At 66.0% G+C, this 25,649-nt stretch carries 24 protein-coding genes; 8 read left to right on the forward strand and 16 right to left on the reverse strand.

The annotated features are described in order from the left end of the window. Positions 1 to 19: 19 nt before the first annotated feature. Entirely contained in the window at positions 20 to 298 is a 279-nt protein-coding gene (locus ACEF39_RS17875) for a YbeD family protein (protein ID WP_032975372.1), read from the reverse strand. A 295-nt stretch (positions 299 to 593) separates the two neighbouring features. Here ACEF39_RS17875 and ACEF39_RS17880 point away from each other — a divergent pair, with 295 nt between their 5' ends. Continuing rightward, positions 594 to 1,652, forward strand: coding sequence for a lipid A deacylase LpxR family protein (locus tag ACEF39_RS17880; protein ID WP_500286040.1), 1,059 nt, complete (start codon positions 594 to 596; stop codon positions 1,650 to 1,652). 268 nt (positions 1,653 to 1,920) lie between these two features. Here ACEF39_RS17880 and ACEF39_RS17885 read toward each other — a convergent pair whose 3' ends face one another. From ACEF39_RS17885 to rodA (ACEF39_RS17905), 5 genes are all read right to left on the reverse strand, one after another. Beyond that, the gene (locus ACEF39_RS17885) at positions 1,921 to 3,138 is read right to left on the reverse strand and encodes a D-alanyl-D-alanine carboxypeptidase family protein (RefSeq protein WP_500286041.1); all 1,218 of its coding nucleotides are present in this window, start codon (positions 3,136 to 3,138) and stop codon (positions 1,921 to 1,923) included. A 102-nt stretch (positions 3,139 to 3,240) separates the two neighbouring features. Next, positions 3,241 to 4,485, reverse strand: coding sequence for a septal ring lytic transglycosylase RlpA family protein (locus tag ACEF39_RS17890; RefSeq protein ID WP_500286042.1), 1,245 nt, complete (start codon positions 4,483 to 4,485; stop codon positions 3,241 to 3,243). Continuing rightward, the gene (mltB, locus tag ACEF39_RS17895) at positions 4,482 to 5,627 is read right to left on the reverse strand and encodes a lytic murein transglycosylase B (RefSeq protein WP_500286043.1); all 1,146 of its coding nucleotides are present in this window, start codon (positions 5,625 to 5,627) and stop codon (positions 4,482 to 4,484) included. Before mltB ends, ACEF39_RS17890 begins: the two co-directional genes overlap by 4 nt. A gap of 272 nt (positions 5,628 to 5,899) precedes the next feature. After that, positions 5,900 to 6,151: a hypothetical protein gene (locus ACEF39_RS17900; protein WP_500286044.1), complete on the reverse strand. Its 252-nt coding sequence runs from the start codon at positions 6,149 to 6,151 to the stop codon at positions 5,900 to 5,902. Positions 6,152 to 6,609: 458 nt separating this feature from the next. After that, complete coding sequence (rodA, locus tag ACEF39_RS17905; RefSeq protein ID WP_500286045.1) at positions 6,610 to 7,686, reverse strand: rod shape-determining protein RodA; 1,077 nt, start codon at positions 7,684 to 7,686, stop codon at positions 6,610 to 6,612. A gap of 332 nt (positions 7,687 to 8,018) precedes the next feature. On the opposite strand from rodA (ACEF39_RS17905), the gene ACEF39_RS17910 reads away from it, so the two are divergent. From ACEF39_RS17910 to ACEF39_RS17920, 3 genes are all read left to right on the forward strand, one after another. After that, complete coding sequence (locus ACEF39_RS17910) at positions 8,019 to 8,276, forward strand: helix-turn-helix domain-containing protein (RefSeq protein WP_500286046.1); 258 nt, start codon at positions 8,019 to 8,021, stop codon at positions 8,274 to 8,276. Then, complete coding sequence (locus ACEF39_RS17915; protein WP_500286047.1) at positions 8,273 to 9,586, forward strand: type II toxin-antitoxin system HipA family toxin; 1,314 nt, start codon at positions 8,273 to 8,275, stop codon at positions 9,584 to 9,586. The genes ACEF39_RS17910 and ACEF39_RS17915 overlap by 4 nt, the downstream gene beginning before the upstream one ends. A gap of 88 nt (positions 9,587 to 9,674) precedes the next feature. Further along, positions 9,675 to 9,977, forward strand: coding sequence for a hypothetical protein (locus ACEF39_RS17920; protein WP_500286048.1), 303 nt, complete (start codon positions 9,675 to 9,677; stop codon positions 9,975 to 9,977). Positions 9,978 to 10,254: 277 nt separating this feature from the next. Here ACEF39_RS17920 and rodA (ACEF39_RS17925) read toward each other — a convergent pair whose 3' ends face one another. The 5 genes from rodA (ACEF39_RS17925) to ACEF39_RS17945 all read right to left on the reverse strand — a co-directional run bounded on the left by rodA (ACEF39_RS17925) (position 10,255) and on the right by ACEF39_RS17945 (position 16,142). Continuing rightward, positions 10,255 to 11,367, reverse strand: a complete 1,113-nt coding sequence (gene rodA, locus ACEF39_RS17925; protein WP_500286049.1) for a rod shape-determining protein RodA — start codon at positions 11,365 to 11,367, stop codon at positions 10,255 to 10,257. Then, positions 11,364 to 13,436, reverse strand: a complete 2,073-nt coding sequence (gene mrdA, locus ACEF39_RS17930; RefSeq protein ID WP_500286050.1) for a penicillin-binding protein 2 — start codon at positions 13,434 to 13,436, stop codon at positions 11,364 to 11,366. Before mrdA ends, rodA (ACEF39_RS17925) begins: the two co-directional genes overlap by 4 nt. A gap of 3 nt (positions 13,437 to 13,439) precedes the next feature. Continuing rightward, entirely contained in the window at positions 13,440 to 13,925 is a 486-nt protein-coding gene (gene mreD, locus ACEF39_RS17935; RefSeq protein ID WP_089236951.1) for a rod shape-determining protein MreD, read from the reverse strand. Further along, positions 13,922 to 14,974: a rod shape-determining protein MreC gene (gene mreC, locus ACEF39_RS17940; protein ID WP_500286051.1), complete on the reverse strand. Its 1,053-nt coding sequence runs from the start codon at positions 14,972 to 14,974 to the stop codon at positions 13,922 to 13,924. The genes mreD and mreC overlap by 4 nt, the downstream gene beginning before the upstream one ends. Before the next feature lie 121 nt (positions 14,975 to 15,095). Then, the gene (locus ACEF39_RS17945; RefSeq protein ID WP_025877255.1) at positions 15,096 to 16,142 is read right to left on the reverse strand and encodes a rod shape-determining protein; all 1,047 of its coding nucleotides are present in this window, start codon (positions 16,140 to 16,142) and stop codon (positions 15,096 to 15,098) included. Positions 16,143 to 16,424: 282 nt separating this feature from the next. Here ACEF39_RS17945 and ACEF39_RS17950 point away from each other — a divergent pair, with 282 nt between their 5' ends. Next, a complete protein-coding gene (locus ACEF39_RS17950; protein ID WP_059065157.1) occupies positions 16,425 to 17,363 on the forward strand; it encodes a carbohydrate kinase family protein in 939 nt (312 codons plus the stop codon). A 184-nt stretch (positions 17,364 to 17,547) separates the two neighbouring features. Here the strand turns inward: ACEF39_RS17950 and ACEF39_RS17955 are convergent, their stop codons facing one another. The 5 genes from ACEF39_RS17955 to ubiE all read right to left on the reverse strand — a co-directional run bounded on the left by ACEF39_RS17955 (position 17,548) and on the right by ubiE (position 24,209). Then, a complete protein-coding gene (locus ACEF39_RS17955) occupies positions 17,548 to 19,521 on the reverse strand; it encodes an LTA synthase family protein (RefSeq protein ID WP_500286052.1) in 1,974 nt (657 codons plus the stop codon). A gap of 306 nt (positions 19,522 to 19,827) precedes the next feature. Then, entirely contained in the window at positions 19,828 to 20,385 is a 558-nt protein-coding gene (locus ACEF39_RS17960; RefSeq protein WP_500288048.1) for an HAD family hydrolase, read from the reverse strand. Positions 20,386 to 20,444: 59 nt separating this feature from the next. Then, a complete protein-coding gene (locus ACEF39_RS17965; protein WP_500286053.1) occupies positions 20,445 to 21,176 on the reverse strand; it encodes a hypothetical protein in 732 nt (243 codons plus the stop codon). Positions 21,177 to 21,303: 127 nt separating this feature from the next. Continuing rightward, complete coding sequence (locus tag ACEF39_RS17970; protein WP_500286054.1) at positions 21,304 to 23,232, reverse strand: M1 family metallopeptidase; 1,929 nt, start codon at positions 23,230 to 23,232, stop codon at positions 21,304 to 21,306. Between the two features lie 215 nt (positions 23,233 to 23,447). Then, positions 23,448 to 24,209 carry a bifunctional demethylmenaquinone methyltransferase/2-methoxy-6-polyprenyl-1,4-benzoquinol methylase UbiE gene (gene ubiE / locus ACEF39_RS17975; RefSeq protein ID WP_025877269.1) on the reverse strand — a complete coding sequence of 254 codons (762 nt, stop codon included), beginning with the start codon at positions 24,207 to 24,209 and terminating at the stop codon, positions 23,448 to 23,450. A gap of 79 nt (positions 24,210 to 24,288) precedes the next feature. On the opposite strand from ubiE, the gene ACEF39_RS17980 reads away from it, so the two are divergent. The 3 genes from ACEF39_RS17980 (at position 24,289) to ACEF39_RS17990 (ending at position 25,604) form a co-directional block, all read left to right on the forward strand. Beyond that, complete coding sequence (locus ACEF39_RS17980) at positions 24,289 to 24,741, forward strand: nucleoside deaminase (RefSeq protein ID WP_094002387.1); 453 nt, start codon at positions 24,289 to 24,291, stop codon at positions 24,739 to 24,741. Between the two features lie 201 nt (positions 24,742 to 24,942). After that, entirely contained in the window at positions 24,943 to 25,203 is a 261-nt protein-coding gene (locus ACEF39_RS17985; protein WP_500286055.1) for a hypothetical protein, read from the forward strand. A gap of 74 nt (positions 25,204 to 25,277) precedes the next feature. Continuing rightward, positions 25,278 to 25,604 carry a hypothetical protein gene (locus ACEF39_RS17990; protein WP_089236961.1) on the forward strand — a complete coding sequence of 109 codons (327 nt, stop codon included), beginning with the start codon at positions 25,278 to 25,280 and terminating at the stop codon, positions 25,602 to 25,604. Positions 25,605 to 25,649 lie beyond the last annotated feature (45 nt).

Consider the following 25,649-nt stretch of genomic DNA (forward strand, 5'->3'; position numbering starts at 1 on the left):
TCGGCAGGGCAGCTGACGGCTACACCGTCCACTTCACTTCCGGGTGGTCGCGCAGGGCCTGGTGGGCCACGTCGTACTGTTCACGGTTCTCGGCCCGGAAGACCAGGCGCACCGAGACGTACTTGCCGTTGGACGAATGCTTCCAGCTGATGCGCTCGTTCACCACGTCAACGCCAGCAGCCAGCAGCAGGCGGGGGAGTTCATGCTCCAGGCCGCGGTTGGCCGGGCCCATCGCGCTGAGCTCGAACTGACCGGGGAACTGGAAGCCGTGTTCGGGATTGTCGGACTTGATTTCCATGCGCCCATTATCGGGCCGCAGGGCAACAAACCCAAGAGTATTCACATAGGCCGGCGGCACCGCAGGCGGGCCGCTGCGTTGCAGCTGAACGTCCATTCAGGCCCGGATCCAACTCCGAGGGGCCCGCCCCCGTCCCCTCGGCTCCGCCTGCGGTAACCAATTGTATCGATCAGACAATGTTGTTTTCGGAACAGACAAGTGATCCCAGCGCGCTCGTTCCGTCACGGCACCGGGAGTAACGTGTCGTTGCATAAAACGACAAACAAAAGCCCCCTTCCCGATGATCATCCCATCCATGCGTCACCTCGCAGCTTTCGGGCTGTCCGGCCTGCTGGCCACCGCCCTTCCCCTTTCCGCCCAGGCGGCCGAACAATGCGGCCCGGACGCGATGCGCGAGCATCCACCGCAGGTCAATTTCCGCGTCGACAACGACCTGTTCGGCGGCCGCCACCAGGACCAGGGCTATACCAATGGCGCCCAGCTGACCCTGGTTTCGCCCAACCTGGTCGACTACACCGATGACCCCTGCCTGCCGCGCCTGGCGCGCTGGGTGAACAGCCACCTGGAGGCACTGCACCCGGGCAAGTTCGAACAGCAGAACATGATTTTCAGCATGGCCCAGGGCATCTTCACCCCTACCGACCCGACCCGCAGCGACCTGATCGAGGATGACCGGCCGTATGCCGGCGTGCTGCTGGTCAGTTTCGGCTTCAACGCGCGCAGTGGCGATCGCCTGCAGACCACCCAGCTGTCGCTGGGCGTGGTCGGGCCGTGGGCGCAGGGCAAGCAGGTGCAGGACGCCGTGCACAGCGTGCTGGGCGATGAGAAGTTCAAGGGTTGGGACAACCAGTTGCACAACGAACCGGTGTTCATGCTGACCCACGAACGCATGCGCCGCTGGCCGGGCGATGCCAGCGTCAATGCCGACGGCTGGGGCTGGGATGCGATCAGCCACTACGGCGGTTCGATCGGCAACCTGGAAACCAAGGCGAACATCGGCGGCGAAGTGCGCTTCGGCTGGAAGCTGCCGGACGATTTCGGCAGCACCCCGCTGCGCCCGGCCGGCGAGAACACCGCACCAACCCGGGGTAGCAAGCCCAGCGGCTGGTCGTGGCACCTGTTTGCCACCACCGATGCGGCGTGGGTGATCCGCGATATCACCCTGGATGGCAACACGTTCCGCAACAGCCACAGCGTGGACAAGCGTCATGTGGTCGCCCAAGGCGGTTATGGCATCGCGGTGATGCGCGGCCGCTGGAAGTTCGCGATGGCGCGCTACCACAGCACCCGCGAATTCGATGGCCAGCGGCAGTCGCCGGTGTTTGGCAGTTTCACCATCAGCCGCTCGCTGTAAGCGATCGGGCTGAGGGTGGTAGTGCCGGCCGCTGGCCGGCTCCAGGCATAGCCGGATGGGCCGGTGGTAGTGCCGGCCGCTGGCCGGCTCCAGGTATAGCCGGATGGGCTCATGGGGAGCCGGCCAGCGGCCGGCACTACCCGTATCCGGGCGGCATCATGAGCGGCCGGCATTACCGGCATCCGGACGGGCTCATGCAGAGCCGGCTCCCGAAACAGAAAAGGCCGGCATTCGCCGGCCTTTTCCGTTCACCGCAGCAGGCTGCGGATCATTCCGATTCCCACCACATCCAGAAGCTGTCCCACAGGCGCTTGAAGAAGCCGGCCTGCTCGACCGCTGCCACGGCCACCAGCGGCGCTTCGGCCACCAGCTTGCCATCCAGGGTGACCTTGACGGTGCCGATCTGCTGGCCAGCGGTGAACGGTGCTTCCAGGGTCTTGGGCACGTCGATGCTCGGCTTCAGGTCGTTGTAGCGACCGCGTGGCACGCTGACCAGCATCGGCTGCGCCACGCCCAGCTGCACCTTGTCGGTGGTGCCCTTCCATACCTTGTGCTCGGCCACGGCCTTGCCCGGCTCGTACAAGCGGTGGGTCTCGAAGAAGCGGAAGCCCCAGTTCAACAGGGCCAGGCTGTCATCGGCGCGCTGCTTTTCAGACTCGCCGCCCAGCACCACCGCGACCAGACGCTGGTCACCGCGCTGGGCCGAGCTCATCAGGCAGTAGCCGGCTTCGGAGGTGTGGCCGGTCTTGATGCCGTCCACGCTGCCATCGCGCCACAACAGCAGGTTGCGGTTCGGCTGCTTGATGTTGCCGACCTGGAATTCCTTGATCTTGTTGTACGCGTAGGTTTCCGGGTAGTCGCGCACCATCGCGCGGCCGAGCAGGGCCAGGTCGTAGGCGCTGCTGTGATGGCCCGGGGCGGTCAGGCCATGGGCGTTCACGAAGTGCGAGTTCTTCATGCCGATCTTGGCGGCGTAGCTGTTCATCAGCGAAGCGAAGGCTTCTTCGCTGCCTGCCACGTGCTCGGCCAGGGCGATCGCGGCGTCATTGCCGGACTGGATCGCCATGCCCTTTTCCATGTCTTCCAGGCGTGCAGTCTGGTTGACCGGGAAGCCGCTGTAGCTGCCGTCGGTGCCAGCACCACCTTCGCGCCAGGCGCGTTCGCTCATCATCACCTGGTCGTCCGGACGGACCTTGCCGTTCTTGACCTCGGCGGCGATCACGTAGGACGTCATCACCTTGGTGATGCTGGCCGGGGCCAGCTGTTCATTGACGTTCTCACCTGCCAGTACCTGGCCGGTGGCGTAGTCCATCAGCACCCAGGCCTTGGACACGCGGGGTGCGGGCGCCGGCGGCGTGGCCACGGTGGCGGGGGCAGCAGCAGCGGCAGGCGTCGGGGTGGCCGGGGTCGGCAGCGGCGTCTGGGCGGAGGCCAGGCCCACCACCAGGGTGGCGGCCAGGGCAGTGGCGGCGGAACGGAAATTCATGGGACAGCAGGCTCCAGGGGACGGCCGGAAAATGAAGGATGGGGCGAGGTGACCATTGTAAGGCCGGGGTGGCAAGGGCCGGCAGCACCGGCCCGGGCGGAATCAGTCCTTGACGATCTGTGGCGAGCCAAAGCCCAGACCCGAGATGCGCCCGGCAAGTTCCGCCGCGCTGGCATGGTCGCTGGCGGGAACCCGCAGGCGCCACAGGGTACGACCACCGGCAGCGATGTCGCTGATGGTGGCACCGACGATGCCGGCGGCGTTGAGCTGGCCCATCGCCCGGTTGGCGTTGTCGCGGTTGGAGAAGCTGGCGACCTGCAGCATCACCGCGCCCACCACCTTCTGCGACAGGCTGGGGCTGCTGGCCGGGGCCGGGCCGCGCGGCACGGCGGTGGCCACGACCGGCGCTGCGGGGCGCGACGCGGGTGCGCTGGGCGGTAGGCTGCTGACCGCCACCTCCGGCATCGTACTGACCGCGGCCTGGGTGGTAGCCGGCTGCCCACGCTCGGGCGCGGCGTCGGCCGGCAGGCGCTTGACCAGGCGATCGATGTCACTGTCGGCGACCGCGCGTGCAGCAGGTGCGGGGCGGGCGCTGGCGACGGCAGCGGTGGCCGCAGCCGCTTCAGCAGCACGGCGCTCGCGGCGCGACGGCTTCTGCGCCATCAGGTTGGTTTCACCCGGTTGCACCGCGCGCACTTCCACGTTGCCGGTACCGCGCTGGGTGATGCCCAAGCGCACGGCGGCGGCATAGCTGAGATCGACCACGCGGCCATCGTGGAACGGACCACGATCATTGACGCGCACGATCACCGATTCGCCATTGTCCAGGTTGGTCACGCGGGCGAAGCTGGGCAGCGGCAAGGTCTTGTGCGCAGCGGTGAACTGGTACATGTCGTAGACCTCGCGGTTCGAGGTCAGGCGGCCGTGGAACTTGGCGCCATAGTACGAAGCAGTGCCACGCTCGACGTAGTTGCGGGTGTCGTCGAGCACCTTGTACTGCTTGCCCAGCACCACGTAGGGCGATTTGTTGCCGATCGCCGATCGGTCCTCATTGGTGACCAGCGGCTCGGGAATGCAGGCCACGTTGGGCACGTAACTGGGCGTGGTGTCTTTCACACCGGGCTTGTACAGGCCACCGGCGGTGTAGTTGCCACGCGTGGACATGTCCTCGGTGGCGGCCGCGTACGGCGAGCCCTCCGGACAATGCGCCGGACGCCCGCCCTTGCCCTGCACCACCGTGCTGGACGTCTTGCCACCGTGGCCGGCGGTCGCCGGCTTCTTCGGCGCGCTGCTGCAGGCGGCCAGCGCGAGGACGATCAATCCAGGGACCAGCCATCTGATGTTCATGCCGGGGGCAGCTCCTGTCCGGCAATGGCCTGCGACAACTGGAACACGGCCATCGCGTACATCTTCGAGAGGTTGTAGCGGGTGATTGCGTAGTAGTTCTGGAAGCCCAGCCAGTACTGCTTGCCGGTGCTGCCTTCAAGGGTGATCGGGGTGGCCGTGGCACCCGGCTGCACCGGCGCACTGGGCTGGTAGCCGCGCTGGGCCAGGTCGGCCAGCGACCAGGTGGGCATCCACTCGGTCGGGTTGAACTCCTCGCGGTCGGCGGCGAGCGTGGCCGGCACGGCAACCTGGCCGCCACGCACCCAACCGCCCTTCTTCACGAAGTAGTTGGCGATGGAGGAGAACACGTCGTCGTAGCTGGTGAACAAGTCACGGCGACCATCGCCGTTGCCGTCCACCGCGTAATCCAGATAGCTGGAGGGCATGAACTGGCCCATGCCCATCGCGCCGGCATAGCTGCCCTTGAGCGTGGTGATGTCCAGCTTTTCCTCGCGACCGAGTTCGAACAGCTTGGCCAGTTCATCGCGGAAGAACAGCTCGCGGCGCACTTCGCGCTCCAGCTTGGTCGGGTCGCCACTGCGCGGGTAATAGAAGGCCAACGTATACAAGGCGTCGAGCACGCGATGGCTGCCGGCATTCTTGCCGTAGCTGGTTTCCACGCCGATGATCGCCACGATCACTTCCGCCGGCACGCCGGTGCGCTGCTGCACACGGTCCAGTTCGGCGCGATGCTGGGCAAGAAACGCCTTGCCGCCATCGATGCGTGCCTTGCTGATGAACATCGGCCGGTATTCGTTCCACGGCTTGACCCGCTCTGCCGGCCGCGACATGGCGGCGATGATCGGCTGGCGCACCTGCGCCTGGTCGAGCACGTTGCGGATCTCGTCGGGCTTGAGGCCGTAGCGCTTGGCAGTGTCGGCAATGAATCTGGCGCGCGCGGTTTCGAACGGCACCGGGGTGAGATCGACCGGCGTTGCCGTAGCGGCTGGCGCTTCAGGCGCGGCTTCGGCCGGGGCCTGAGGCTTGGCCGCCGGGTGGCGCGGCGTACTGCTGGCCTGGGGCGAAGTCGGTGGGGACGTCGGCTGGGTCGCACAGGCGACCAGGCCGAGGGTGAGCATGCAGGCCAGAGAACGTCGAATCATCACCGCAGGTTAGCAGGTCATGGATGAATTAAAACCCCTAAGGCCATGAATCACAACGATTTGCTCGCGTTCAGCATGAAATGTGAAGGCGTCGTGATTGACCTACCCCATTCAGGTAGAGGTTGCCGGTTGCGTCCCCATCCCCGCAGACGCAACCGGCCACCGGACCCGGTCGGTACCTGCGCGGCTGCCGCTCCCCAGTGGCAGTGCTCCGCGCTCCTTGTACCTGTTGGATCAGTACTGCTTTCCCATCCGACGCCCCTCGCGCTGCATCAAAGACGGCGCGCCATGCCGAACGGGCCGCCATTGTGCAGGCCGATTGCGACAAGTCCATTGATCAGGATCAACGCGGCGTCAAAATGTGAATTGGCGCCCACTTTTAATGGAACTTCGTCAGCGGCCATGCTGCTGTGCGGCGTTGTGGGAACGATTACAGAAATGCGCTTGCGCAGATTCATGTGTGCATCGGCGGCGAAGGTCGGCGAACGGCGCAGCCCCTCGTGGGTGGCCGCGAAGCGATTCATGGGGAGGGCCGGGTAGATGGGCTGCGCAGGGGCCGCTGCAAGTACGTCCCTGTAAGCTCGGTCGCCGCATCCATGCGGCTCACGCCCCTGCGCAACCCATCTACCCGGCCACGGACACGTTCCTGTGGCGTCCACCCACGCAAAGAGAAAAGAAGAGCGAAGAGCAACAGCGGGTCGCTTCGCTCTGAGCCGAGCGCGGGCTCGGCTCTACTGGAAGCGCGGGCAACCGGCCATGCTGCTTTTGCTTTTGATCTTTTTTCTTCTTGCGTGGGTGGACGCCGCAGGAAACCGTCAGAGGCCGGGCGGGTTGGGTTCGCGGGGGTGTCCGCGCCATGGATGGCGCGGCCAAGCCTCCATGGACGGATTCACGGCGTCCCCCGCGAACCCAACCCGCCCGGCCCAATCGATGAATCGCATTGAGCGGCCACCCGCGAGGGGCTGCGCCGTTGGCTGGAAACCTACGCGTGTACCGGCCGATGCCCACGCACGGCCATCACCAGGCCGATCCCCGCCAGCAACGACACCGCCGAAGTGCCGCCGTAGCTGATCAGCGGCATCGGAATGCCCACCACCGGCAGCAAGCCGGAAATCATCCCGCCGTTGACCAGCACGTACACGAAGAACGCCAGGCCGAGGCTGCCGGCCAACAACCGCGCGTGCGTGTCGCGTGCCTGCACCGCGATCGACAGGCAACGCCCGACCACGAACAGATACAAGGCGAACACCGTCACCACGCCGATCCAGCCGAATTCCTCGGCCAACACCGAGAACGCGAAATCGGTGGTGTACTCGGGCAGGAAATCCAACGTGGCCTGTGTGCCGTGGCCCCAGCCGCGCCCCTGCATGCCACCGGAGCCGATGGCGATGCGCGACTGCAGGATGTTCCAACCGGTGCCCAAGGGATCGGCGGCCGGATCCAGGAAGGTGAGCACGCGGTTCTTCTGGTACTGCCGCAGCAGCCCGAACCACGCCAGTGGCGCAGCCACCGATACCGCAGTCAAGCCGGCCACCACCCAGCGCCATTGCAGCCCAGCCAGCAGCAATGCAAACACGCCGCTGGCCGTCACCAGGGTGGCAGTGCCGAGATTGGGCTGCATCAGGATCAGCAGCGCTGGCACCCCGATCAGCACTGCGGCCGTCAGCACCGTGCGCGGCGATGGCGGCAACGGCTGGCGGTGCAGATACCAGGCCATCATCAACGGCAGGCTGAGCTTGAGCAGTTCCGAGGGCTGCAGGTAGAACACGCCGAGGTTGAGCCAGCGCTGCCCGTATTTGCCGGTGCCGATCACGTACACCGCCATCAGCGGCAGCATCGACAGTGCATAGATCGCCGGCGTCCACGCGCGCAGGCGCAGCAGCGAAACCCGCGACAGCAGCCACATCGCCACCAGGCCACCGGCGAAGCGCATCGCCTGCCCATGCACCGGCCCGTTCACGCTGTGCAGCACCGCCAGGCCCGCGCCCATCAGGATCAACAACGCGATCAGCAACGGCAGATCGATCGTGCGGACCGCCTCACGGCAGCCGCCAAGCATTCGTTTCCATTTCACCCGCGGCACGGTAGCAACCGGCGCTTTCGTGAAGCTGTCAGCTACAGCGGGCGTGTTCGGCCGGGCGCATGCTGTGCTGTCTTTCGCGGAGTGCCTTCCAACCAAACGGGCGCCGCCACGCAATTAGACGTACTCGTCGAATACTCGGTGAAATGCCATAAAATTAGACGAATCAATCTAATTTCCACGCGACCAAGGTGGCAGGGCGCTCCCGAAGAGACATCCACGGGCTGAATGCCAACACCATTTTTACTTGAATATTAGACTAATACATCTAATATTCGCACTCAATCTCAATAATTAGACTTATTCATCTAATGCAGACTCTCGCCGAACTTGGCTTGGCGGTGGCCGAGCGCCGCCGGGCGCTGGGCATGACCCAGATTGAAGTCGCCGCGCAAGCCGGGGTGGCGTCCGATACGTTGTCCCGTTTCGAACTGGGCAAGGCCACCGACTTTGGTGCCCGCAAGCTGCTGGCGGTGCTGGCCGTGCTGGGCATGGAGATGCAGTACAGCATGGAAGGCCATAGCGGCTCGTTGGAGTCGCTTGCCCGTGAGCATGGGCTGCGGCGATGACACTCTCTGTGTATGTCGCCGGGCGTGAGGTGGCGATGCTGGAAAGCCTCGACAGTTTCAACTGCCGTCTCCTGTACAACGCCGATGTCGTGCCCGACGATCTGGTGTCGCTGACCATGCCGGTACGGCGCGAGCCGTGGGACTGGAACGATCAGCTGCAACCGTTCTTTCAGATGAACCTGCCCGAAGGCTATCTGCTGAAAGTGCTGCAGGAGCAGTTCGGTCCCTTGATCGGTGGTGGCCCGATGAACCTGCTATCGGTCATCGGTCGCAACATGATCGGCCGGGTGCAAGTGGTGCCGCGCGGCGCGCCGCTGGATGAGCCGACCCGGGCAGTGGACGTGGCGCAGCTGCTGCAGGGCGACAACTCGGTAGAGGCCTTCGAGGAACTGGTACGCCAGCATGCCACGAGCGGTGTATCCGGCATGGTGCCCAAGTTTCTCGACCAGCGCGAGGTCAGCGGCCAGGACCCGCGCAGGAAGGTCACCCTGTTCACCCGCCAGCACATCATCAAGGGCTCGGCGACCAACCTGCCGTTTATTGCGCTCAACGAGCACCTCACCATGCAGGTGGCGGCAAGGGTGCTGCCAACCGCGCGTACCGAGGTCTCCCGTGACGGGCAGGCGCTGGTGGTGCATCGCTTCGATGTAGATGAAGCCGGCCAGCTCAAGTACGGCATGGAAGATTTCTGTGCGCTGCTGGGCATGCGCCCGGCAGAGAAGTACGAGACAACCTGGGAGCGCATCGCCAAGGCAGTGCGCGATCACGTACGGGGTCCCGGGCGGCAGCTGGCGCTGCAGCATCTGGCCACGCAGTTGCTGCTGACCCACGGGCTGCGCAACGCCGATTGCCATGCCAAGAACATCGCACTGCTGTACACAGGCCGCGACGATGCGCAGGTCACACCGGTGTACGACATGCTGACGACGGCAGCCTATCCCGACTACGCACGCAATCCTCCGGCGATCAGCCTGGGCGGGCGCAAGACCTGGGAGCCCGGCAGGCTTCTGGAGCGGACGCTGCTTTCGGTGTTCAACGTTACCGCCCGTGACCAGCGCGCCATCGTCGAGAAGATCGGCCAGGCCATCGACGAAGTCGCCCCTGCGGTGCGCGAGGCCATGGCGCAGCATGAAGGTTTTCATGTAATCGGCAAGCGCATGTTGCTGGCCTGGCAGCAGGGCATGCAGACCCTGCGCGGCAAGCCGGTGTACGGCATGGATAGCCCGGCGCTGGGCGAATCCTTCCAGGACCTGTCCGACCCCGAGCCGGTGAAAAAGCCCGACGCGAACTCATTGGCCGCTCCGACCTGACCCGAGACGATCCCATGGGCTGAGCCGTTAGGTCGCGCACGGCTACGGCGCTGTTTGTCGCTATCGACCCCTCGTCTGATGAATGCCCTTGGCGTACGCGCCCGACGGCCCTACCCTGCTGGACTGCCTGCAGCACATCCGCCAAGTGGAAGCAGCAGATGGTCAGCCGTGGCCACACAAGGGGCGAACGCAGGCGCCGTGCATGGCGATGGCGCGCATCGACCGCGCCAACGCCGGGCTGACCTTCCTGCTGGAACTACTGCACGCCAGCGAACGCGTGCGCGTGGACGGCGACGACACGCAGCACCTGGACGACGACGCCCGCGAAGGTCTGCTGCTGGCCTGCCGAGGCCTGTCGGAGTATGTGGATGTGCAGCTGCAGGCTGCGTGATGCGCACATTCCAGAAGAGCCGAGCATGGCTCGGCACTACAAAGAGCGAAGCGACCCGCTTCTGCTCTGCTTTATTTCTCTTTGCCTGGGTGGCCACCGCAGGAAACTGTCAGAGGCCGGGCGGGGTGGGCTGCGCAGGGGCGTGAGCCGCATGGATGCGGCGACCGAGCTTACATGGACGTACTTGCAGCGTCCCCTGCGCAGTCCACCCCGCCCGGCCAACCACGGCTGTTGCTTTCAGCAACCACCCACGGGGGGCTGCGCCGATGGCTGGAAACTACCCGTAACCGCCATGCACCGGATTGTGACGACGCACCGCCATCACCAACCCGAACCCCGCCAGCAGCGACACCGCCGACGTACCGCCGTAACTGATCAGCGGCATCGGCACGCCCACCACCGGCAGCAGGCCCGAGATCATCCCGCCGTTCACCAGCACATAGACGAAGAACGCCAGGCCCGTGGCACCGGCCAGCAACCGCGAGTACGAATCGCGCGACTGGCTGGCGATCCACAGGCAACGCCCGATCACCACCAGATACAGCGTCAACACCAGCGCCACGCCGATCCAGCCGAACTCCTCGCTCAGCACCGAGAACGCGAAGTCGGTGGTCTGCTCGGGAATGAAATTCAGGTGCGACTGCGAGCCTTCGCCCCAGCCCTTGCCATCGAAACCGCCGGAACCAATGGCGATCTTCGACTGGATGATGTTCCAGCCCGCACCCAGCGCATCCATTTCCGGGTCGAGGAACATCATGATGCGGTCCTTCTGGTACGGCCGCAGCAACCAGAACCAGGCCACCGGCGCCACCGCTGCCACGCCGCCCACACCCAGCCCCACCCACCACCACGGCAGGCCAGCCAGCAGCAGCACGAACACACCACTGGCGGCAATCAGCACGCCGGTACCGAAGTCCGGCTGCAGCATCACCAGCCCGGTCGGTACGCCGATGATCAGCATCGCCACCAGCACTGTGTTGAAGCGCGGCGGCAACGGCATCTTGTGCAGATACCAGGCCACCATCATCGGCAGGCTGACCTTGAGCAGTTCGGCCGGCTGCAGGTAGAAGAACTTCAGGTCCAGCCACTGCCGGCCGTATTTGCCCGTGCCCAGCACGAACACCGCCAGCAACGGAATCATCGAGATGGCGTAGATCAGTGGCGTCGCCGAGCGGATGCGCAGGATCGGTACCCGCGAGATGCCCCACATCGCCGCCAGGCCCACGGCAAAACGCACGCCCTGCGCCATCACCAGGCTGTCGCCGCCAGCACTCTTCAGCGTGGCCAGGCCGATCACCATCAGCGCGCCCAGAGCCAGGCACAGCACCCAGTCGAGGCTGCTGAAGAACCGCTGCAGCATTTCCCCGGCCCAACGCAGGAACGCGCTCATCGGGCCGCCTCCGCAGCAACCGTGGAACGTGGCGTGGCCGGCAGTGCTGCCGAGGGCTGCGGCGCCGGAGCAGGTGTCGGTGCCGGCAGCGGTACGCCGACCACCACCGCATGCTCACCGAGCTGCGCCGCAGCCGCGTCGCCGGCCTGGCGCGCGCCCACGTCTTCGTTGTCGAACGCGGTGGCGCCAATGGCGGTCGTGCCGCGTTCGCTGTCCAGCGGCTGCATGCCTTCAGGCATCTTGCCCAGCAGCCAGGCATCGAACACCTTGCGCGCGATCGGCGCAGCTGCCGAACCACCGTAGCCGCCGCCTTCCACCGCGATCGCAACGGCGATGACCGGGTTGTCGGCCGGTGCGAAGCCGACGAACAGCGCGCGGTGGCGCAGGTGCATCGGCAGGCTCCTCGGGTTCACCGCCGCGGTGCCGCGGCGGCTGATCACCTGTGCGGTACCGGTCTTGCCTGCCATCACATACGGTGCGCCGGCAGCGGCACGCGCGCCGCTGCCACCGGGCTGCATGGTGCCCATCATGCCCTCGCGCACGGCCTGCAGGTTGCTCGCAGTCGGGCTGATCGGCTTGCTCTCACCCTGCGGCACGGGCGTCCAGTCCGCATCGAAGCCGGCGCGCTGCTGCATCACCAGATGCGGCTGGCGCAGTTGCCCATTGGCAATGCCTGCCACGCCGTGCACCAGCTGCAGCGGGGTGACCTTCCAGTCGCCCTGGCCGATGCTGGCGTTGACGGTGTCGCCGGGGTACCAGCGCTCCTTGCGCGATTTGTACTTCGATGCCGGCGAGGGCAGGATGCCGCCGATCTCGCCGGTCAGATCGATACCGGTCGGCTGGCCGAAGCCGTAATAACCCATGTAGTGGTCGAAGCGCTCGATGCCCATGTCCAGGGCCAGCTTGTAGTAGTACGTGTTGACCGACTGGGTGATCGACTTGCGCAGATCGGTCCAGCCATGGCCGCCACGGTTGGCATCGCCCCAGCCACGCGAGGTGCCGGGCAGGTAGAACATGCCGGTGGAGAGAATCTTGTCTTCGGGCCGGCGCACCCCGCTGTCCAGGCCGGCCAGGCCGATCAGCGGCTTGATGGTCGAACCGGGGGCGACGCCACCCAGCACCAGGCGGTTGAACTGCGGCCGCGAGGGATTCTCGTTGAGCGCCTTGAAGTCGGCGTGCGAGATGCCGTTGACGAACAGGTTGGCGTCATACGACGGCAGGCTGACCATCGCCAGCACTTCACCGGTGCGCGGGTCCATCGCCACCGCCGCGCCTTCGAACTCGCCGAAAGCGGCCACCATCGCTCGCTGCAGGTCGGCATCGATCGACAGCCGCAGGTCGGCGCCGGATTGTGCCGCGACACGGCCGATGGTGCGGATCGCGCGGCCCTGCACGTTGGTCTCGACCTGTTCGTAGCCGACCTTGCCGCGCAGCTCCTGCTCGTAATAGCGCTCCAGGCCGGACTTGCCGATGTGGGTCAGCGCGGCATTGCCCTCGCCGAGGATCTCCAGATCCTTGTCGTCGACCCGGCCGACGTAGCCGATGATGTGCGCGAACAGGTCGCCATAGGGATAGCGACGGGTCAGGTACGGTTCCAGCTCGACGCCGGGAAAGCGCCAGCGGTCCACTGCGAAGCGCGCCATTTCCTCATCGCTCATGCGCAGCTTCAGCGTGACCGGCAGGAACTTGCGGCGCGCCTTGCGCGACTTGTTGAACGCTTCCAGTTCTTCCGGACTGATCTGGATGATCTTCGCCAGCCCTTCCAAGGTGGCATCCATGTCCTTGACCTTGTCCGGGGTTACATCCAGACGGAACGCCGGTACGTTCTCAGCCAGCAACCGACCGTTGCGGTCATAGATCATGCCGCGCCCGGGCACTACCGGCCGCGGCTTGATGCGGTTGGCTTCGGATCGGGTGGCGTAGATGTCGTGGTCCAGCACCTGCAGCTTGAAGTACCAGCCGCCCAGGCCCAGCAGGCAGACCAGCACGCCGAAGAAGCCCAGCGCCGCGCGGCGCCGGAACTGTTCAGCTTCGGCGTGCGGATTCTTGACCTGGCGGCGCGGCAGCATGGCTCAGCGCCCGCGCTTGCCGAAGCGCACCGCATCCAGCAGCACGAACACCAGCGGCCACAGGCCCATGCCGAGCAGCGGTGCCCACCAGTACGACCACGGCAGGGTCGGCTCGCCCACCAGGATGTGGACCAGCGCGCTGACGATGCGGTCGTTGAACAGCAGGCCGCCGATGGCCAGCATCTGCTGCGACATCGGGAAGAAGCGGATGCGCGCGCGGAAGCGCTGCAGGATGAAGGCCAGCATCACCAGCCGCAGCGCCTGTTCGCCCAGCACCCCGCCATACAGCAGGTCGGCGACGACGCCGCTGGCGAAGGCAATGCCGAGGCCGACGCGCTCGGGCGCTTCAATCACCCAGTACGCCAGCACCAGTGCCAGCCAATACGGACGCAGCGGCTGCAGCAGCGCCGGCAACGGCAGCAGGCCCAGCAACAGGGCCACCACCACGCTGGCCGGCAGCACCCAGCGGTTGTCGCGAAGGCGGCTCATCGTTGTGCCTCCGGCGTGGCCGGCTGCGGTTGAGTTTGCTGAGGTTGCCGGCCAGCGGCCGGCACTACCGTGGACCCGGCTGAGGGAGAACCTCCCTCTTGTTGAGGGGGGCGCGCCGAAGGCGCGGGGGTAAGGTGGGATGCCCCCCCGGCAGTCTGGTTTGCCGAAGGCAAACCTGGCTGAAGCAATTCGCTGGCCGCAGGCAAGCGAATTGCGGCGCCGGGGCGCAGCAGCAGCACATCGCGGCCACGATCAAGCTGCGCGGCCGGCTTCAGTTCGCCCACCAGGAAGGCATGCGTATCGTCCGGGCGCAGGGCGGTGATGGTGCCGACCGGGAATCCGGCCGGGAACCGGCCACCAAGACCGGACGTGACGATCTCGTCGCCCACTTCCACGCCGGCACTGAGCGGGATGTCGCGCAGTTCCAGCTTGTCGCCACGCCCGTAGACGATCAGGCGCACGCCATTGCGGGCCACGGTCACCGGCACAGCGTGGTCCGGGTCGGTCAGCAACAGCACGGTGGAGGTGCCACCGGTCACGCTGATCACCTGGCCCATCAGGCCACCGGCATCGATCACCGCCTGGCCGACATGCACGCCTTCGCGGCTGCCGGCGTCGAGCACCAGGCGCTGTTTGACCGGGTCCAGGTCGATGTCCAGGATCGGCGCCAGCTGCACGTCCAGGCCACTGCGCTCGGCCACGTTCAGCAGTTCGCGCAGCTGGGCATTGTCCAGCGCGGCGGTCTGCAGGCGGGTCAGGCGGGCGTTGGCCAGCAGCAGCTGGTTGCGCAGCTCGCGGTTTTCGGTCACCAGCTGGCCGTGGCTGGCGGCGGTATCCCGCACCTGCCCGCCGAGCTTGCCGGGCAGACCGGCCAGGGCCCACACCGGCTGCACCAGGCTGTTGGCCTGCTCGCGCAGACGCGCCAGCCAGCCGGCCTGGTCGTCGAGGACGATCAGGGTGATTGCCAGTGCGAGATAGGCCAGCAGCCGCAGCGGGCTGGCGGCATCACCGGATCGGGAAGCGACGGGAGGTCCGGCGTAGGGCGGCACGGCAGCGATTCAACTGGCAGAAGGCGGAAGGGAAACACGCGGGCGCCCCGCCGGTGCCGACCCGCCAACGTAGCGGGCCGCACCCCGGAGGGGCGCTGCGGGCGCAGGCAGCCGGGACGGCTTATTCCGGCGCAAAGAACTCGTTGCCGTGCATGTCGACCAGTTCCAGCGCACGACCGCCACCGCGGGCCACGCAGGTGAGCGGGTCGTCAGCCACCTGCACGTGCAGACCGGTTTCCTCGGAAATCAGGCGGTCCATGTCGCGCAGCAGGGCGCCACCACCGGTCAGCACGATGCCGCGCTCGGCGACGTCGGCGCACAGTTCCGGCGGGGTCTGTTCCAGTGCCAGCTTGACCGCGCTGACAATGCCCGACAGCGGCTCGTGCAGCGCTTCAAGCACTTCATTGGAGCTGATCTTGATCATCTTCGGCACGCCTTCGGCGAGGTTGCGGCCGGAGATTTCCATCTCGATCGCTTCCGCCTGCGGGTAGGCGCAGCCCAGTTCGACCTTGATGCGCTCGGCGGTGGCTTCACCAATCAGCATGCCGTGGTTGCGGCGCACGTAGTTGGTGATCGATTCGTCGAAGCGGTCGCCACCGATACGCACCGAAGCGGAATAGACGATGCCGTTGAGCGAGATCACCGCCACTTCGGTGGTGCCACCACCGATATCGATGACCATCGAGCCACGGGCCTCGGTGACCGGCATGCCGGCGCCGATCGCGGCCGCCATCGGCTCTTCGATCAGGAACACGTCACGGGCACCGGCCTCCTCGGCCGATTCCTTGATCGCGCGGCGCTCGACCTGGGTCGAGCCGGCCGGCACGCAGACCAGCACGCGCGGGCTCGGGCGCAGGAAGCGCGACTTGTGCACCTTCTTGATGAAGTGCTTGAGCATCGCCTCGGTGTAGGTGAAGTCGGCGATGACGCCGTCCTTCATCGGGCGGATGGTGGTGATGTGGCCCGGGGTACGGCCGAGCATCTGCTTGGCCTCGGCGCCAACGGCTGCCACCGACCGGGTACCGCCGATGGCGCGATCCTGGCGCACAGCGACCACGGACGGCTCGTTCAGCACGATTCCCTGCCCACGCACATAGATGAGGGTGTTGGCCGTGCCCAGGTCGATGGACAGGTCATTGGAGAACATGCCGCGCAGTTTCTTGAACATCTGGGAGTTGATCCTGAGGGGTGTCGCGCCCAACGCGGGATGGCGAAAAAATGGGCAGAAATCGAGGTCGACAAGCCTAGCAACCTGCCTGCCGCCGAGCAAGGAGAAATCCAGCTGAACCCGCGCCTTCACAGGCTTTCGGCCTGATCGGGCATCACCTGGTTCTGGCCCTGAGCGGCACCAGCGGGTAACCTTTGCGCCGTCGGGCGCCCAAGGGCGCCGTTTGCTTGCCTGCCGAAGTGGGCCGGCCCATCCCAAAATTCACCGCATAGGCTTACATCGATGTCCGCTCTGATCTGTGGTTCTCTTGCCTTCGACACCATCATGGTGTTCCCGGACCAGTTCAAGAATCACATCCTGCCGGACAAGGTGCACATCCTGAACGTGTCGTTCCTGGTGCCGCGCATGCGCCGCGAGTTCGGCGGCTGCGCCGGCAACATCGCCTACAACCTGCACCTGCTGGGTGGCGATCCGATCCCGATGGGCACGGTGGGTTCGGACTTCGGCCCGTACCGCGAGCACTTCGATGCCCTGGGCATCGACCTCACCCGCGTGCGCGTGATCGATGAGCTGTTCACCCCGCAGGCGTTCATCACCACCGACCACGACAACAACCAGATCACCGCCTTCCACCCGGGCGCGATGATGCGCTCCTACGAAAACCACGTGCGCGACGTGCCGGGCGTCAGCCTCGGCCTGGTCGGCCCGGACGGCCGCGAAGGCATGATCCAGAACGCGCTGGAATTCCACGAAGACGGCGTTCCGTTCATCTTCGACCCGGGCCAGGCGATGCCGCTGTTCAATGGCCCGGAACTGCGCGAGTTCATCGAACAGGCCGATTACGTGGTGGTCAACGACTATGAGTCGAACCTGCTGCAGGAACGCACCGGCTGGAACGAAAAAGAGATCGTCAGCCGGGTCAAGGCCTACATCACCACCCGCGGCCCGAAGGGCGCGGTGATCCACACCCCGGAAAAGAGCTACGACATCCCGCCGGCGCACGAGCGCCGCGTGGTCGATCCGACCGGCTGCGGCGACGCCTTCCGCGCCGGCCTGATCTACGGCATCCAGAAGGGCTTCGACTGGCTGACCATCGGCCGCATGGGCAACCTGATGGGCGCGCTGAAGGTCGAGCACCCGGGCACCCAGAACCAGCGCTTCACCTTCGATGAGTTCAACGAGCAGTTCAAGCAGCAGTTCGGTTACGCGTTGAACGCGTAAACGAACTGCCCGCGCATTTCTCCTTATCCCCGCGCCTTCGGCGCGCCCCCTTGAACAACAAGGGGGCTGTCCACCCGAGGCGCTATCGGGAATGCTTCTGGCGGGAATGCCTCTGGTAGGTGTCGACCTTGGTCGACACTGCCGGCCAGCGGCCGGCACCGCATCGCCGCCCCGCCCTTCCGGCTCAGGGCTTGGCCTTCTCCGGCAAGCGGTACAGCTCTTTTTCGTAGGCCAGCGTGCCCCACATCGCGTAGGCATGTGCGCGCCGTGCCAGTTCCGGCCGCAGCGGCTGCGGCTGCAGCTGGTCGCTGGCCGGGTCGTAGCGGAAGCCCTGCGCGGGCTTGTCCGGCTGCAGGATGGCCACATCGTTGCCCTCCATCCACGCCAGATTGCGGTCGTACTGCATCAGCGCGCGTCCGGGCTGCAGCCGCTGCAGGTCGGTCAGGTCCTGTCCCACCGCCGGGGTGGCATCGGCAATGCCCAGCAGTGACAGCAGGGTCGGCGGCAGATCGATCTGGCTGACGATGCGGGTATCACGGCGCGCCTCGATGCCGCCGCCGAGGATCAACCCGGGAATATGGAAGTTGCCGATCGGCACCATGTTCTTGCCGAACACCCGCGAATCATGGTCAGCCACCACCAGGAACACGGTGTCCTCCCAGTAAGGTGACGCCATCGCCTTGCGGAAGAACTCGCCCAGCGCGTAGTCGGCGTACTTGGCGGCATTGTCGCGGGTCTGTTTCGGTTGCTCGTACAGGTCGATGCGGCCGTCCGGGAACTCGAACGGATCATGGTTGCTGGAGGTGAACACCAGGCCGAAGAACGGCTTGCCCTGCGCTTTCAGCTGCCGGAACTGCTGGTCGGCACGGCCGAACAGGTCTTCGTCAGACGCACCCCAGGAGCCAACAAATGCCGGCTTGCGGTAATCCTTGCGGTCCACGATGCGGTTGAAGCCGTTGGCGAGGAAGAACTCGCGCATGTTGTCGAAATGGCTTTCGCCACCGTAATAGAAACCAGTGTCGTAGCCATGCCGTCCCAGCACATCGGCCAGGGTGAAAAAGCGCTGGCGGCTGGCGGGCAGTTTTACCACCGATTCGGCCGGGGTCGGCGGGAACCCGGTCAGTACCGCCTCGATGCCGCGGACCGACCGCGTGCCGGTCGCATATAGGCGCTCGAACGCCCAACCCTGTCTGCTCAGGCGGTCGTAGTTGGGTGACAACGGCCGTCCGCCGAGACTGCCGATGAACTGCGCGCCCAGGCTTTCTTCCAGCACGATCACCAGATTGCGCGGCTTGCCCTGGTACTGCGGCGGACGCAGCGCCAGGCTCGGCAATGCCTCGGAGACATATGCCGATGCCGGCAGGCCGCTGCTGGCGCGCAGTTCGCTGACCACCTCGGCCAGCGGCAGGTCACCGTAGACACGCGAGGTTTCGCTGCGGCTCGCCAGTTGCCGCGCGGCATAGCCGACGGTGTACAGCGAGTTCAGCGGCAAGGCGTTGATGGTCGGGTCGGTGGAAAATGCCACCAGTGCCGGGTTCAAGGGCCGATGGCCCAGACTGGAACGCACGCCCAGCGCCGCCAGCAGCAGCACCAGGAACGCCAATGGCAGCCGCCACAGCCATCCGGCTTCGACTGCGCCCCGCGGGCTGTTGCCGACCCAGCGCCGTGACCCACGCAGCAGCACCCAGAACAGCACGATCACTGCGGCGACTTCGATCACCACGGCCAGCAGATGGCCGCGCAGCAGCGTCATCCCGACTTCTTCGGGATAGATGAGATATTCCAGGAACAGGCGATTGGGGCGCAGGCCGTACTCGGCCATGAAGCTCGGCGTCGCCAGCTCCATGAACACCAGCAGCAGGCTCACCAGGATCAGCCACCACCGCAGCAGATGACGCCACGCGCGGCCCACGCGTCCTTCCTGCGGCAACAGCAGTGCCAGCACCGCCGGGATGCCGTACAGCAGGCACAGGGTCGACACATCCACCCGCAGCCCCTGCAGGAACACCGTGGCCCAGCCGTCAGCAGCACTGACCCGTACGGCGTGCCACAGCGCCAACCCCAGTCGCGACAACGACAGGGCTACCAGGCCAAACAGGGAAAATGCGGCAATCGGACACAGACGCCGGTACAGCGACACCCACACAGTTCGGAGCATGAAAGGAATCCAGAAATGGAGCCAAGGACACCCATGCCCCATCCTTGGCAGCGGGCCACACCGGACAACGTGTTACCCGACGCCACCACCAGTGCAGCGAAACCACCCGCCGGCACCTTCAACGCCCACCGCGGCTTCGATCAGGCCGCGGCACTGAGCAGCGATGGTTCCCCAACCGCCTCCGCTTCAACCCCGGCCGGTCATTCGAAGAACGTCCAGCCGGCCTCGCACAATACACTGTGATGACAGTCGGCAGTTGACCGCAGGCGCTCTCCTGGTCCCCGCCACAGCGCAGAGGGCGCCGCGCTAGCCTCGCCAGCGCTCCAGCACCGCCGCGCAATCGGCCAGGTGCCAACAGGCCATGCCCGGCCATGGGTTGTCCGGGGCATTGACCAGCAGCGTGCGGCTGCCCGCCGCACGGCCGCATTCCAGATCGAAGCGGTAATCGCCCACCATCACCACCTGCGTGGGGGCCACCTGCCAGCGCTGCTGGAAGTACTGCAGCCCGGCAGGTGAGGGCTTCGGCTCGGCCTCGTCGCGACCGATGATGTCGTCTTCGGCAAATACGTCGCCCAGTCCGATGGCCTGCAGGGTGACCTGCGCCAGACTGCGCACGTTGCGGGTCAGGATGCCCAGCCGGCAGCCGGTGTCCTGCAGCGCGCGCACCAGCGCCACCGCCCCCGTCGCCGGCTGGGACGCAGCGGCCAGCGCACGCTCGTGCGCCAGCAGCCAGGCGTGCTTTGCGCTGGCCTCCGCGGCCGGCAACCCGGCCAGGTGGGTGAGGATATCGTCCTCCTGCGGAATCGCCAGTTCGCGCTTGATCCGCGCGAAATCATGCACCGCCACGGTCAGCGTACCATCCATGTCGAACACCCAGTGGCGGATCGTCGACAGTGCCGGCGCAGCCACGGGTGCATCCACGGTCAATGCCACCACGCCGGCATCCGGCTGGCATCCACGCCACCGGTCTCGAACACCGCCGTGCGCGTGCCACCGGCCTTGACCGGGAACTCGATGCTGATCGACTTGCCCTTGGCTGCCAGCTTCCACAACGCCTTCTGGTCGGTGATGAACAGGGCGATCGCCTCGTCGGTCTTCGGCCGCCAGGCCGCCATGGAGATCGGCTTGCCACCGTCCACCGTAACCTTGACCGTGCACTGCGGGCAGCGGAAATCGCCGGCCTGCAGCACCAGGTAGGCATGACGCTTCCATTCGGGGTGGTCGCGGAATACCAGCTGCACCGGCTTGGCGCCGCTGCCATCCACATCCACCCGCTCCTTGCTGAAGATCTGCGCCGACACCTGGTTGCCCTTGCTGCCGACCGGAATCTGGTTGTACTGCCACAGCGCCTGCATGCGGCGCAGGTCGCGCGCGGCATCGCCCTTGGCCTTGACCTCGTCGAAGCCGGCGGCGATGCGCTCGGCGGCGGCGGTGTCCTTGTACTGGTCCAGCAGCGAGGCGCCATGCAGGCGCGCGCGCTCCCAGTCCTGCGCGGCCACGGCCATGTCGTACTGCTTGGCAACGTCTTCGGCCTTGGCTTCCTTCTGCGCCTGCACGGCGGCAGCGGCGGCTTCCTGCGCCTTGCGTTCTTCCTCGGGGTTGCTGCAGGCAGCCAGGGCCAGGGTGCAGGCGGTGAGCAGGATCAGTCGTTTCATGGCGGAGTCCTTTACGGGTGCATGCCGATTCTATCGGCAGCGAAAAGCGGATACAGCAACGGCGGGTTTCCCCGCCGTTGCCGGTGAAGCAGTGCCTGGGTTGCCGGCCAGCGACCGGCACTACCGTTTACTTCGCTTCAGCCTTGGCCAGCATGTCCTGCACCGAGGCGGTGGTGATCGGGTGGTAGCCCGGCTTGGCCTTCTCGAACGCCTGCTTGGCCAGCTCCAGCCCCTTCGGGGTCTTCACCAGTTCAGCGTAGATCGGCAGGATCAGCTTGCGACGACCGACACGCTCGATGAACGCAGCGGCCGCTTCATTGGCCTGCTCGTAACCGCTGCGGATGGTCAGCGGGTACCAGCGCATGGCGATCTCGCCATTCGGGGTGCCGGTGAAGTGGAAGGCCTTGTCCAGCGTGGCCAGCTTGTCCAGCGGCTGGGTGGCGCCCAGGCCGTCGATGAAGCGGACCCACTCCTGGGTGCTCCACTCGGCGATCACCTGGCTGCTCGGCACGGTGCCGGCGCTGGCGAAGGCGATACGCGCGGTATCCACGCTGCTGAAGTTGCGCGACTGTGCCTTGGCTGCAAACGCCGGAATGCCCGGCTCGTCCAGCCACGCCTTCAGTTCGGCTTCGGTGACCGCCGACGGATTCTTCGGCAGCAGGTTCTTCTTCAGGTACTCGACGAACTGGTCGGTATTCGCGCTCTGGAAGGCGTGGTCATCGAACCAGCCGCGCAGGAACGGGTCGAAGGTTTCGCGGCCGAAACGCTGTTCCAGGAATTCCAGGAACCACGAACCCTTGACGTAGGCCACCTGGCTCAGGGCTTCGTCCGGGTCACGTTCGTTCAGCGGCGGCAGCGCCAGCGCCTGGTCGGCCGGGCTCATGTCCTTCACTTCGGCCAGCAGATCGGTCTGGTCGATCTGCTTTTCCATCTCGGCCATCTCCTTGCCGTACAGGGCTTCGGTGATGCGGCCCTGGACGTAGGTGGTGAAGCCTTCGTTGAGCCAGATGTCCTTCCAGCTGGCGTTGGTCACCAGGTTGCCCGACCAGCTGTGCGCCAGTTCATGGGCGACCAGCGAGACCAGCGACTTGTCGCCGACGATCACGGTCGGCGTGGCGAAGGTCAGGCGCGGGTTTTCCATGCCGCCGAACGGGAACGACGGCGGCAGCACCAGCATGTCGTAGCGGCCCCAGCGGTATTCGCCGTACAGCTTTTCGGCGGCACCGATCATCTTCTCGGTGTCTTCGAATTCCTTGGCGGCCTTGTTGACCATGGTCGGCTCGGCCCAGACGCCGGAGCGGCCGGAGATCGGCTCGAACACCAGGTCGCCGGCCGCGATGGCCAGCAGGTAGGACGGAATCGGCTGCGGCATCTTGAAGGTGTAGTCACCGTCACGCGCGGCCTTGGGGTCGTTGTCGGCGCTCATCAGCACCATTACGTCCGGGCGCGAGACCACGTGCGCGCTGTAGGTGAAGCGCACGCTCGGGGTGTCCTGCAGCGGCACCCAGGAACGGGCGTGGATCGCCTGCGACTGGCTGAACATGAAGGGCAGCTTCTTGCCTTCGGTCATCGACGGCGCCAGCCACTGCAGGCCCGAGGCGGTCGGTGCGGTGTGGTAGGTCACCTCGACCTTGGCCGGCTGTTCCGGGGTTTCGATGGTCAGCTTGCTGCCGAACACCTTGTCCACCGGGGCCAGCACGAACTGCAGCGGGCTGCGCGCGCCATCAGCGGCGATCGCTTCAACCTTGGCGATGCTCAGCTCGCGGGTGTCCAGCACCAGTTGCTTGGCATCCTTCTGCTTCCATTCCAGGGTGTAGATGGCGGTGCCGCCGATCTGCTTCTGGTCGAAGTCCAGCTTCAGATCCAGCGCGATGTCCTTGACGACGACCTTGTCCGGCTCGGCGTACGAGCTTTCATCGTGGCTGCGGTTTTCGGCGTTCACGGGGGCGGCGGGAGCCTTCTGGGCAGTCGGGGCGGCGGCGGGTGCGGCCGCCTCCTGGGAGCAGCCGGCGGCCAGGGCCACGGCCAGCGGAAGGAGCATCAGCGGATTGCGCATGAATCGGGACCGTTACGGGGATCAAACCCCAATGGTACCTCTCCCCCGGCCGGGAAGCGTTGCGCGGTGCGGGGTAATGGCGGCGGGCGCGCGGTGGGGGCCTATGCCGACCAAGGTCGGCATCTACAGGTAGGTGCCAACCTTGGTTGGCACGGATACATCATCGCTCGCGGCGGGCGTGTGCCAACCAAGGTTGGCACCTACCAAAGCGAGGCTTACAGCTTGTAGCCGGAGTGGATCGAGACGATGCCGCCGGTCAGGTTCTTGTAGTGGCAGCGCTCGAAGCCCGCCTGCCCCATCATCGCCTTCAGTTCTTCCTGCGGCGGATGCTTGCGGATGCTCTCGGCCAGATACTGGTAGCTGTCCGAATCATTGGCGAACAGCTTGCCCAGCTTCGGCAGGATCTTGAACGAGTGGAAGTCGTAGATCGGCTTGAACCAGTCGGCGGTGACTTCGGAGAACTCCAGCACACGGGCCTGGCCGCCCACCTTCAGCACGCGGAACATCTCGCGCAGGCCGGCGTCCTTGTCGGTCACGTTGCGCAGACCGAAGGCGATGGTCACCAGGTCGAAGCTGTTGTCCGGGAACGGCAGGGCCTCGGCGTTGCACTGCACGTAGTCCAGGCCGAGCACCAGGCCGCGGTTGGTCAGGCGGTCACGGCCGACCGACAGCATGCCGGCGTTGATGTCGCCCAGCACCACCGAGCCCTCGGCACCGACGCGCTCCTTCAGCAGCGCGGCGATATCGCCGGTGCCACCGGCCAGGTCGAGCACGCGGTCACCCGGCTTCACCTGCGCGGTGGCTACGTAGTAGCGCTTCCATGCCCGGTGCACGCCCATGCTCATCAGGTCGTTCATCAGGTCGTAGTTGCGCGCGACCGACGTGAACACCTGGCCGACCAGCTTCTGCTTGTCCTTGGCGTCAACGTCGCGGAACCCGAAATGGGTGGTACCGGATTTGTAGGGGGATTCGCTCATGCCCTGATTATCGCACCGCCCGGCCCCTGCGGGGAACGCTGGCCGTATCATGGCGCCCCACGACCTACCGGAGCCCCGCATGATCACCACGCCCGACTACCAGGCCCTGCTGCAGACCGCCATTGCCGAAGCCCGCCAGGGGCTGGCCGAAGGCGGCGTGCCGATCGGCGCGGCGCTGTACCACAACGACGGCCGCCTGCTTGGCTGCGGGCACAACCGCCGCGTGCAGGAAGGTGACCCGTCCGTGCATGGCGAGACCGACGCCTTCCGCAAGGCCGGCCGCCAGCGCCGCTACCAGGACACCATCATGGTCACGACCCTGGCCCCCTGCTGGTACTGCTCGGGCCTGGTGCGGCAGTTCAACATCGGCACGGTAGTGGTCGGCGAATCGCGCACCTTCCAGGGCGGCATCGACTGGCTGCGGGAAAACGGCGTCAACGTGATCGATCTGGACAGCCAGGAATGCGTGGACCTGCTCGGCGGTTTCATTGCGCAATATCCGGAAATCTGGAACGAAGACATCGGCGAATGAGCATCCACCACGGCTGATGAGCCCGCCTTGATGAACGCTTCAGTGCCGGCACAGCCTTGTGCCGGCAGCGTCTGCACGTTTCAACGTGAACTGCTGCGCAGTCAGCTGCGTGCAGTCAACACGCACCACTAACATCCTGCTGCGCAGCCACGTCTAGGGTGGAATGCAACCGGGCGCCCCCGCCCCGGATTGGAGCCGACCATGCAAGCGCATGCCGTACGCCCTCCCAGCGACCGGGCTCTGGCGGCGATATGGAACCGAGTGCAGCAGCAATACGCACTGCACCAGCGCAGTGCGCCGCTCTGGAGCGCCCACCAGGACATTCAGCAGGCTCTTCTGCACGACCATCCCCGCGAGCTGGTGCGCCTGTGCAATGCGATGGCCGGCATGGCCGAACGCCTGGGTGCGGTTGAATACGCACAGCTGCTGCGCCATCGCCACGCTGGCTGCACATCGCGCTGACGCGGCATGCACCGCCGCCCGGTCCACACTGTAACGGGTCCGCACTCCCTTCACTTCCAACCGATTGGATTGTCATGCACGCTGAAGTTCCCGCCATTCCCCCTGTCATCAATGTCGATGCGGAGCTGGATTACTGGCGCCGCCAGCACGCCGATGGCGCACTCGCGCATACTTCATTCGGCACCTATGTGCCATGGATCAAGTTCGCCTGTGATTCGCTGATCACCCAACCGCGCGCCAGCAATGCCCAACGCGACGAACTGTTCCAGACCCAGTACGCCCTGCAGATCATGCCGCGCCTGACCGAAGCACAGGCCCGTGAGTTCGTCGAACGCTGCTGGCAGCACGTCTATCTGGCCAGCCCCGTTCGAAGCCAGGAAGCACCGCGCCTGCGCGCCTGAGCCCACGCTCGACTGCACGGCACCTGCACGCCCACGTGCCGATGA

The organism is Stenotrophomonas indicatrix (assembly GCA_041545745.1).
Taxonomy (GTDB): Bacteria; Pseudomonadota; Gammaproteobacteria; order Xanthomonadales; family Xanthomonadaceae; genus Stenotrophomonas; species Stenotrophomonas indicatrix_A.

Coding starts and splice junctions, on each gene's coding strand:
- ACEF39_RS17915 (WP_500286047.1), top strand. CDS start 8,273: ATGACACTCTCTGTGTATGTCGCCGGGCGTGAGGTGGCGATGCTGGAA.
- mreD (WP_089236951.1), bottom strand. CDS start 13,925: ATGAGCCGCCTTCGCGACAACCGCTGGGTGCTGCCGGCCAGCGTGGTG.
- rodA (WP_500286045.1), bottom strand. CDS start 7,686: ATGCTTGGCGGCTGCCGTGAGGCGGTCCGCACGATCGATCTGCCGTTG.
- ACEF39_RS17960 (WP_500288048.1), bottom strand. CDS start 20,385: ATGGATGGTACGCTGACCGTGGCGGTGCATGATTTCGCGCGGATCAAG.
- ACEF39_RS17980 (WP_094002387.1), top strand. CDS start 24,289: ATGATCACCACGCCCGACTACCAGGCCCTGCTGCAGACCGCCATTGCC.
- ACEF39_RS17965 (WP_500286053.1), bottom strand. CDS start 21,176: ATGAAACGACTGATCCTGCTCACCGCCTGCACCCTGGCCCTGGCTGCC.
- ACEF39_RS17900 (WP_500286044.1), bottom strand. CDS start 6,151: ATGAATCGCTTCGCGGCCACCCACGAGGGGCTGCGCCGTTCGCCGACC.
- ACEF39_RS17950 (WP_059065157.1), top strand. CDS start 16,425: ATGTCCGCTCTGATCTGTGGTTCTCTTGCCTTCGACACCATCATGGTG.
- mrdA (WP_500286050.1), bottom strand. CDS start 13,436: ATGCTGCCGCGCCGCCAGGTCAAGAATCCGCACGCCGAAGCTGAACAG.
- ACEF39_RS17880 (WP_500286040.1), top strand. CDS start 594: ATGCGTCACCTCGCAGCTTTCGGGCTGTCCGGCCTGCTGGCCACCGCC.
- ACEF39_RS17985 (WP_500286055.1), top strand. CDS start 24,943: ATGCAAGCGCATGCCGTACGCCCTCCCAGCGACCGGGCTCTGGCGGCG.
- ACEF39_RS17885 (WP_500286041.1), bottom strand. CDS start 3,138: ATGAATTTCCGTTCCGCCGCCACTGCCCTGGCCGCCACCCTGGTGGTG.
- ACEF39_RS17970 (WP_500286054.1), bottom strand. CDS start 23,232: ATGCGCAATCCGCTGATGCTCCTTCCGCTGGCCGTGGCCCTGGCCGCC.
- ubiE (WP_025877269.1), bottom strand. CDS start 24,209: ATGAGCGAATCCCCCTACAAATCCGGTACCACCCATTTCGGGTTCCGC.
- ACEF39_RS17890 (WP_500286042.1), bottom strand. CDS start 4,485: ATGAACATCAGATGGCTGGTCCCTGGATTGATCGTCCTCGCGCTGGCC.
- ACEF39_RS17875 (WP_032975372.1), bottom strand. CDS start 298: ATGGAAATCAAGTCCGACAATCCCGAACACGGCTTCCAGTTCCCCGGT.
- ACEF39_RS17990 (WP_089236961.1), top strand. CDS start 25,278: ATGCACGCTGAAGTTCCCGCCATTCCCCCTGTCATCAATGTCGATGCG.
- mltB (WP_500286043.1), bottom strand. CDS start 5,627: ATGATTCGACGTTCTCTGGCCTGCATGCTCACCCTCGGCCTGGTCGCC.
- ACEF39_RS17955 (WP_500286052.1), bottom strand. CDS start 19,521: ATGCTCCGAACTGTGTGGGTGTCGCTGTACCGGCGTCTGTGTCCGATT.
- rodA (WP_500286049.1), bottom strand. CDS start 11,367: ATGAGCGCGTTCCTGCGTTGGGCCGGGGAAATGCTGCAGCGGTTCTTC.
- ACEF39_RS17945 (WP_025877255.1), bottom strand. CDS start 16,142: ATGTTCAAGAAACTGCGCGGCATGTTCTCCAATGACCTGTCCATCGAC.
- ACEF39_RS17910 (WP_500286046.1), top strand. CDS start 8,019: ATGCAGACTCTCGCCGAACTTGGCTTGGCGGTGGCCGAGCGCCGCCGG.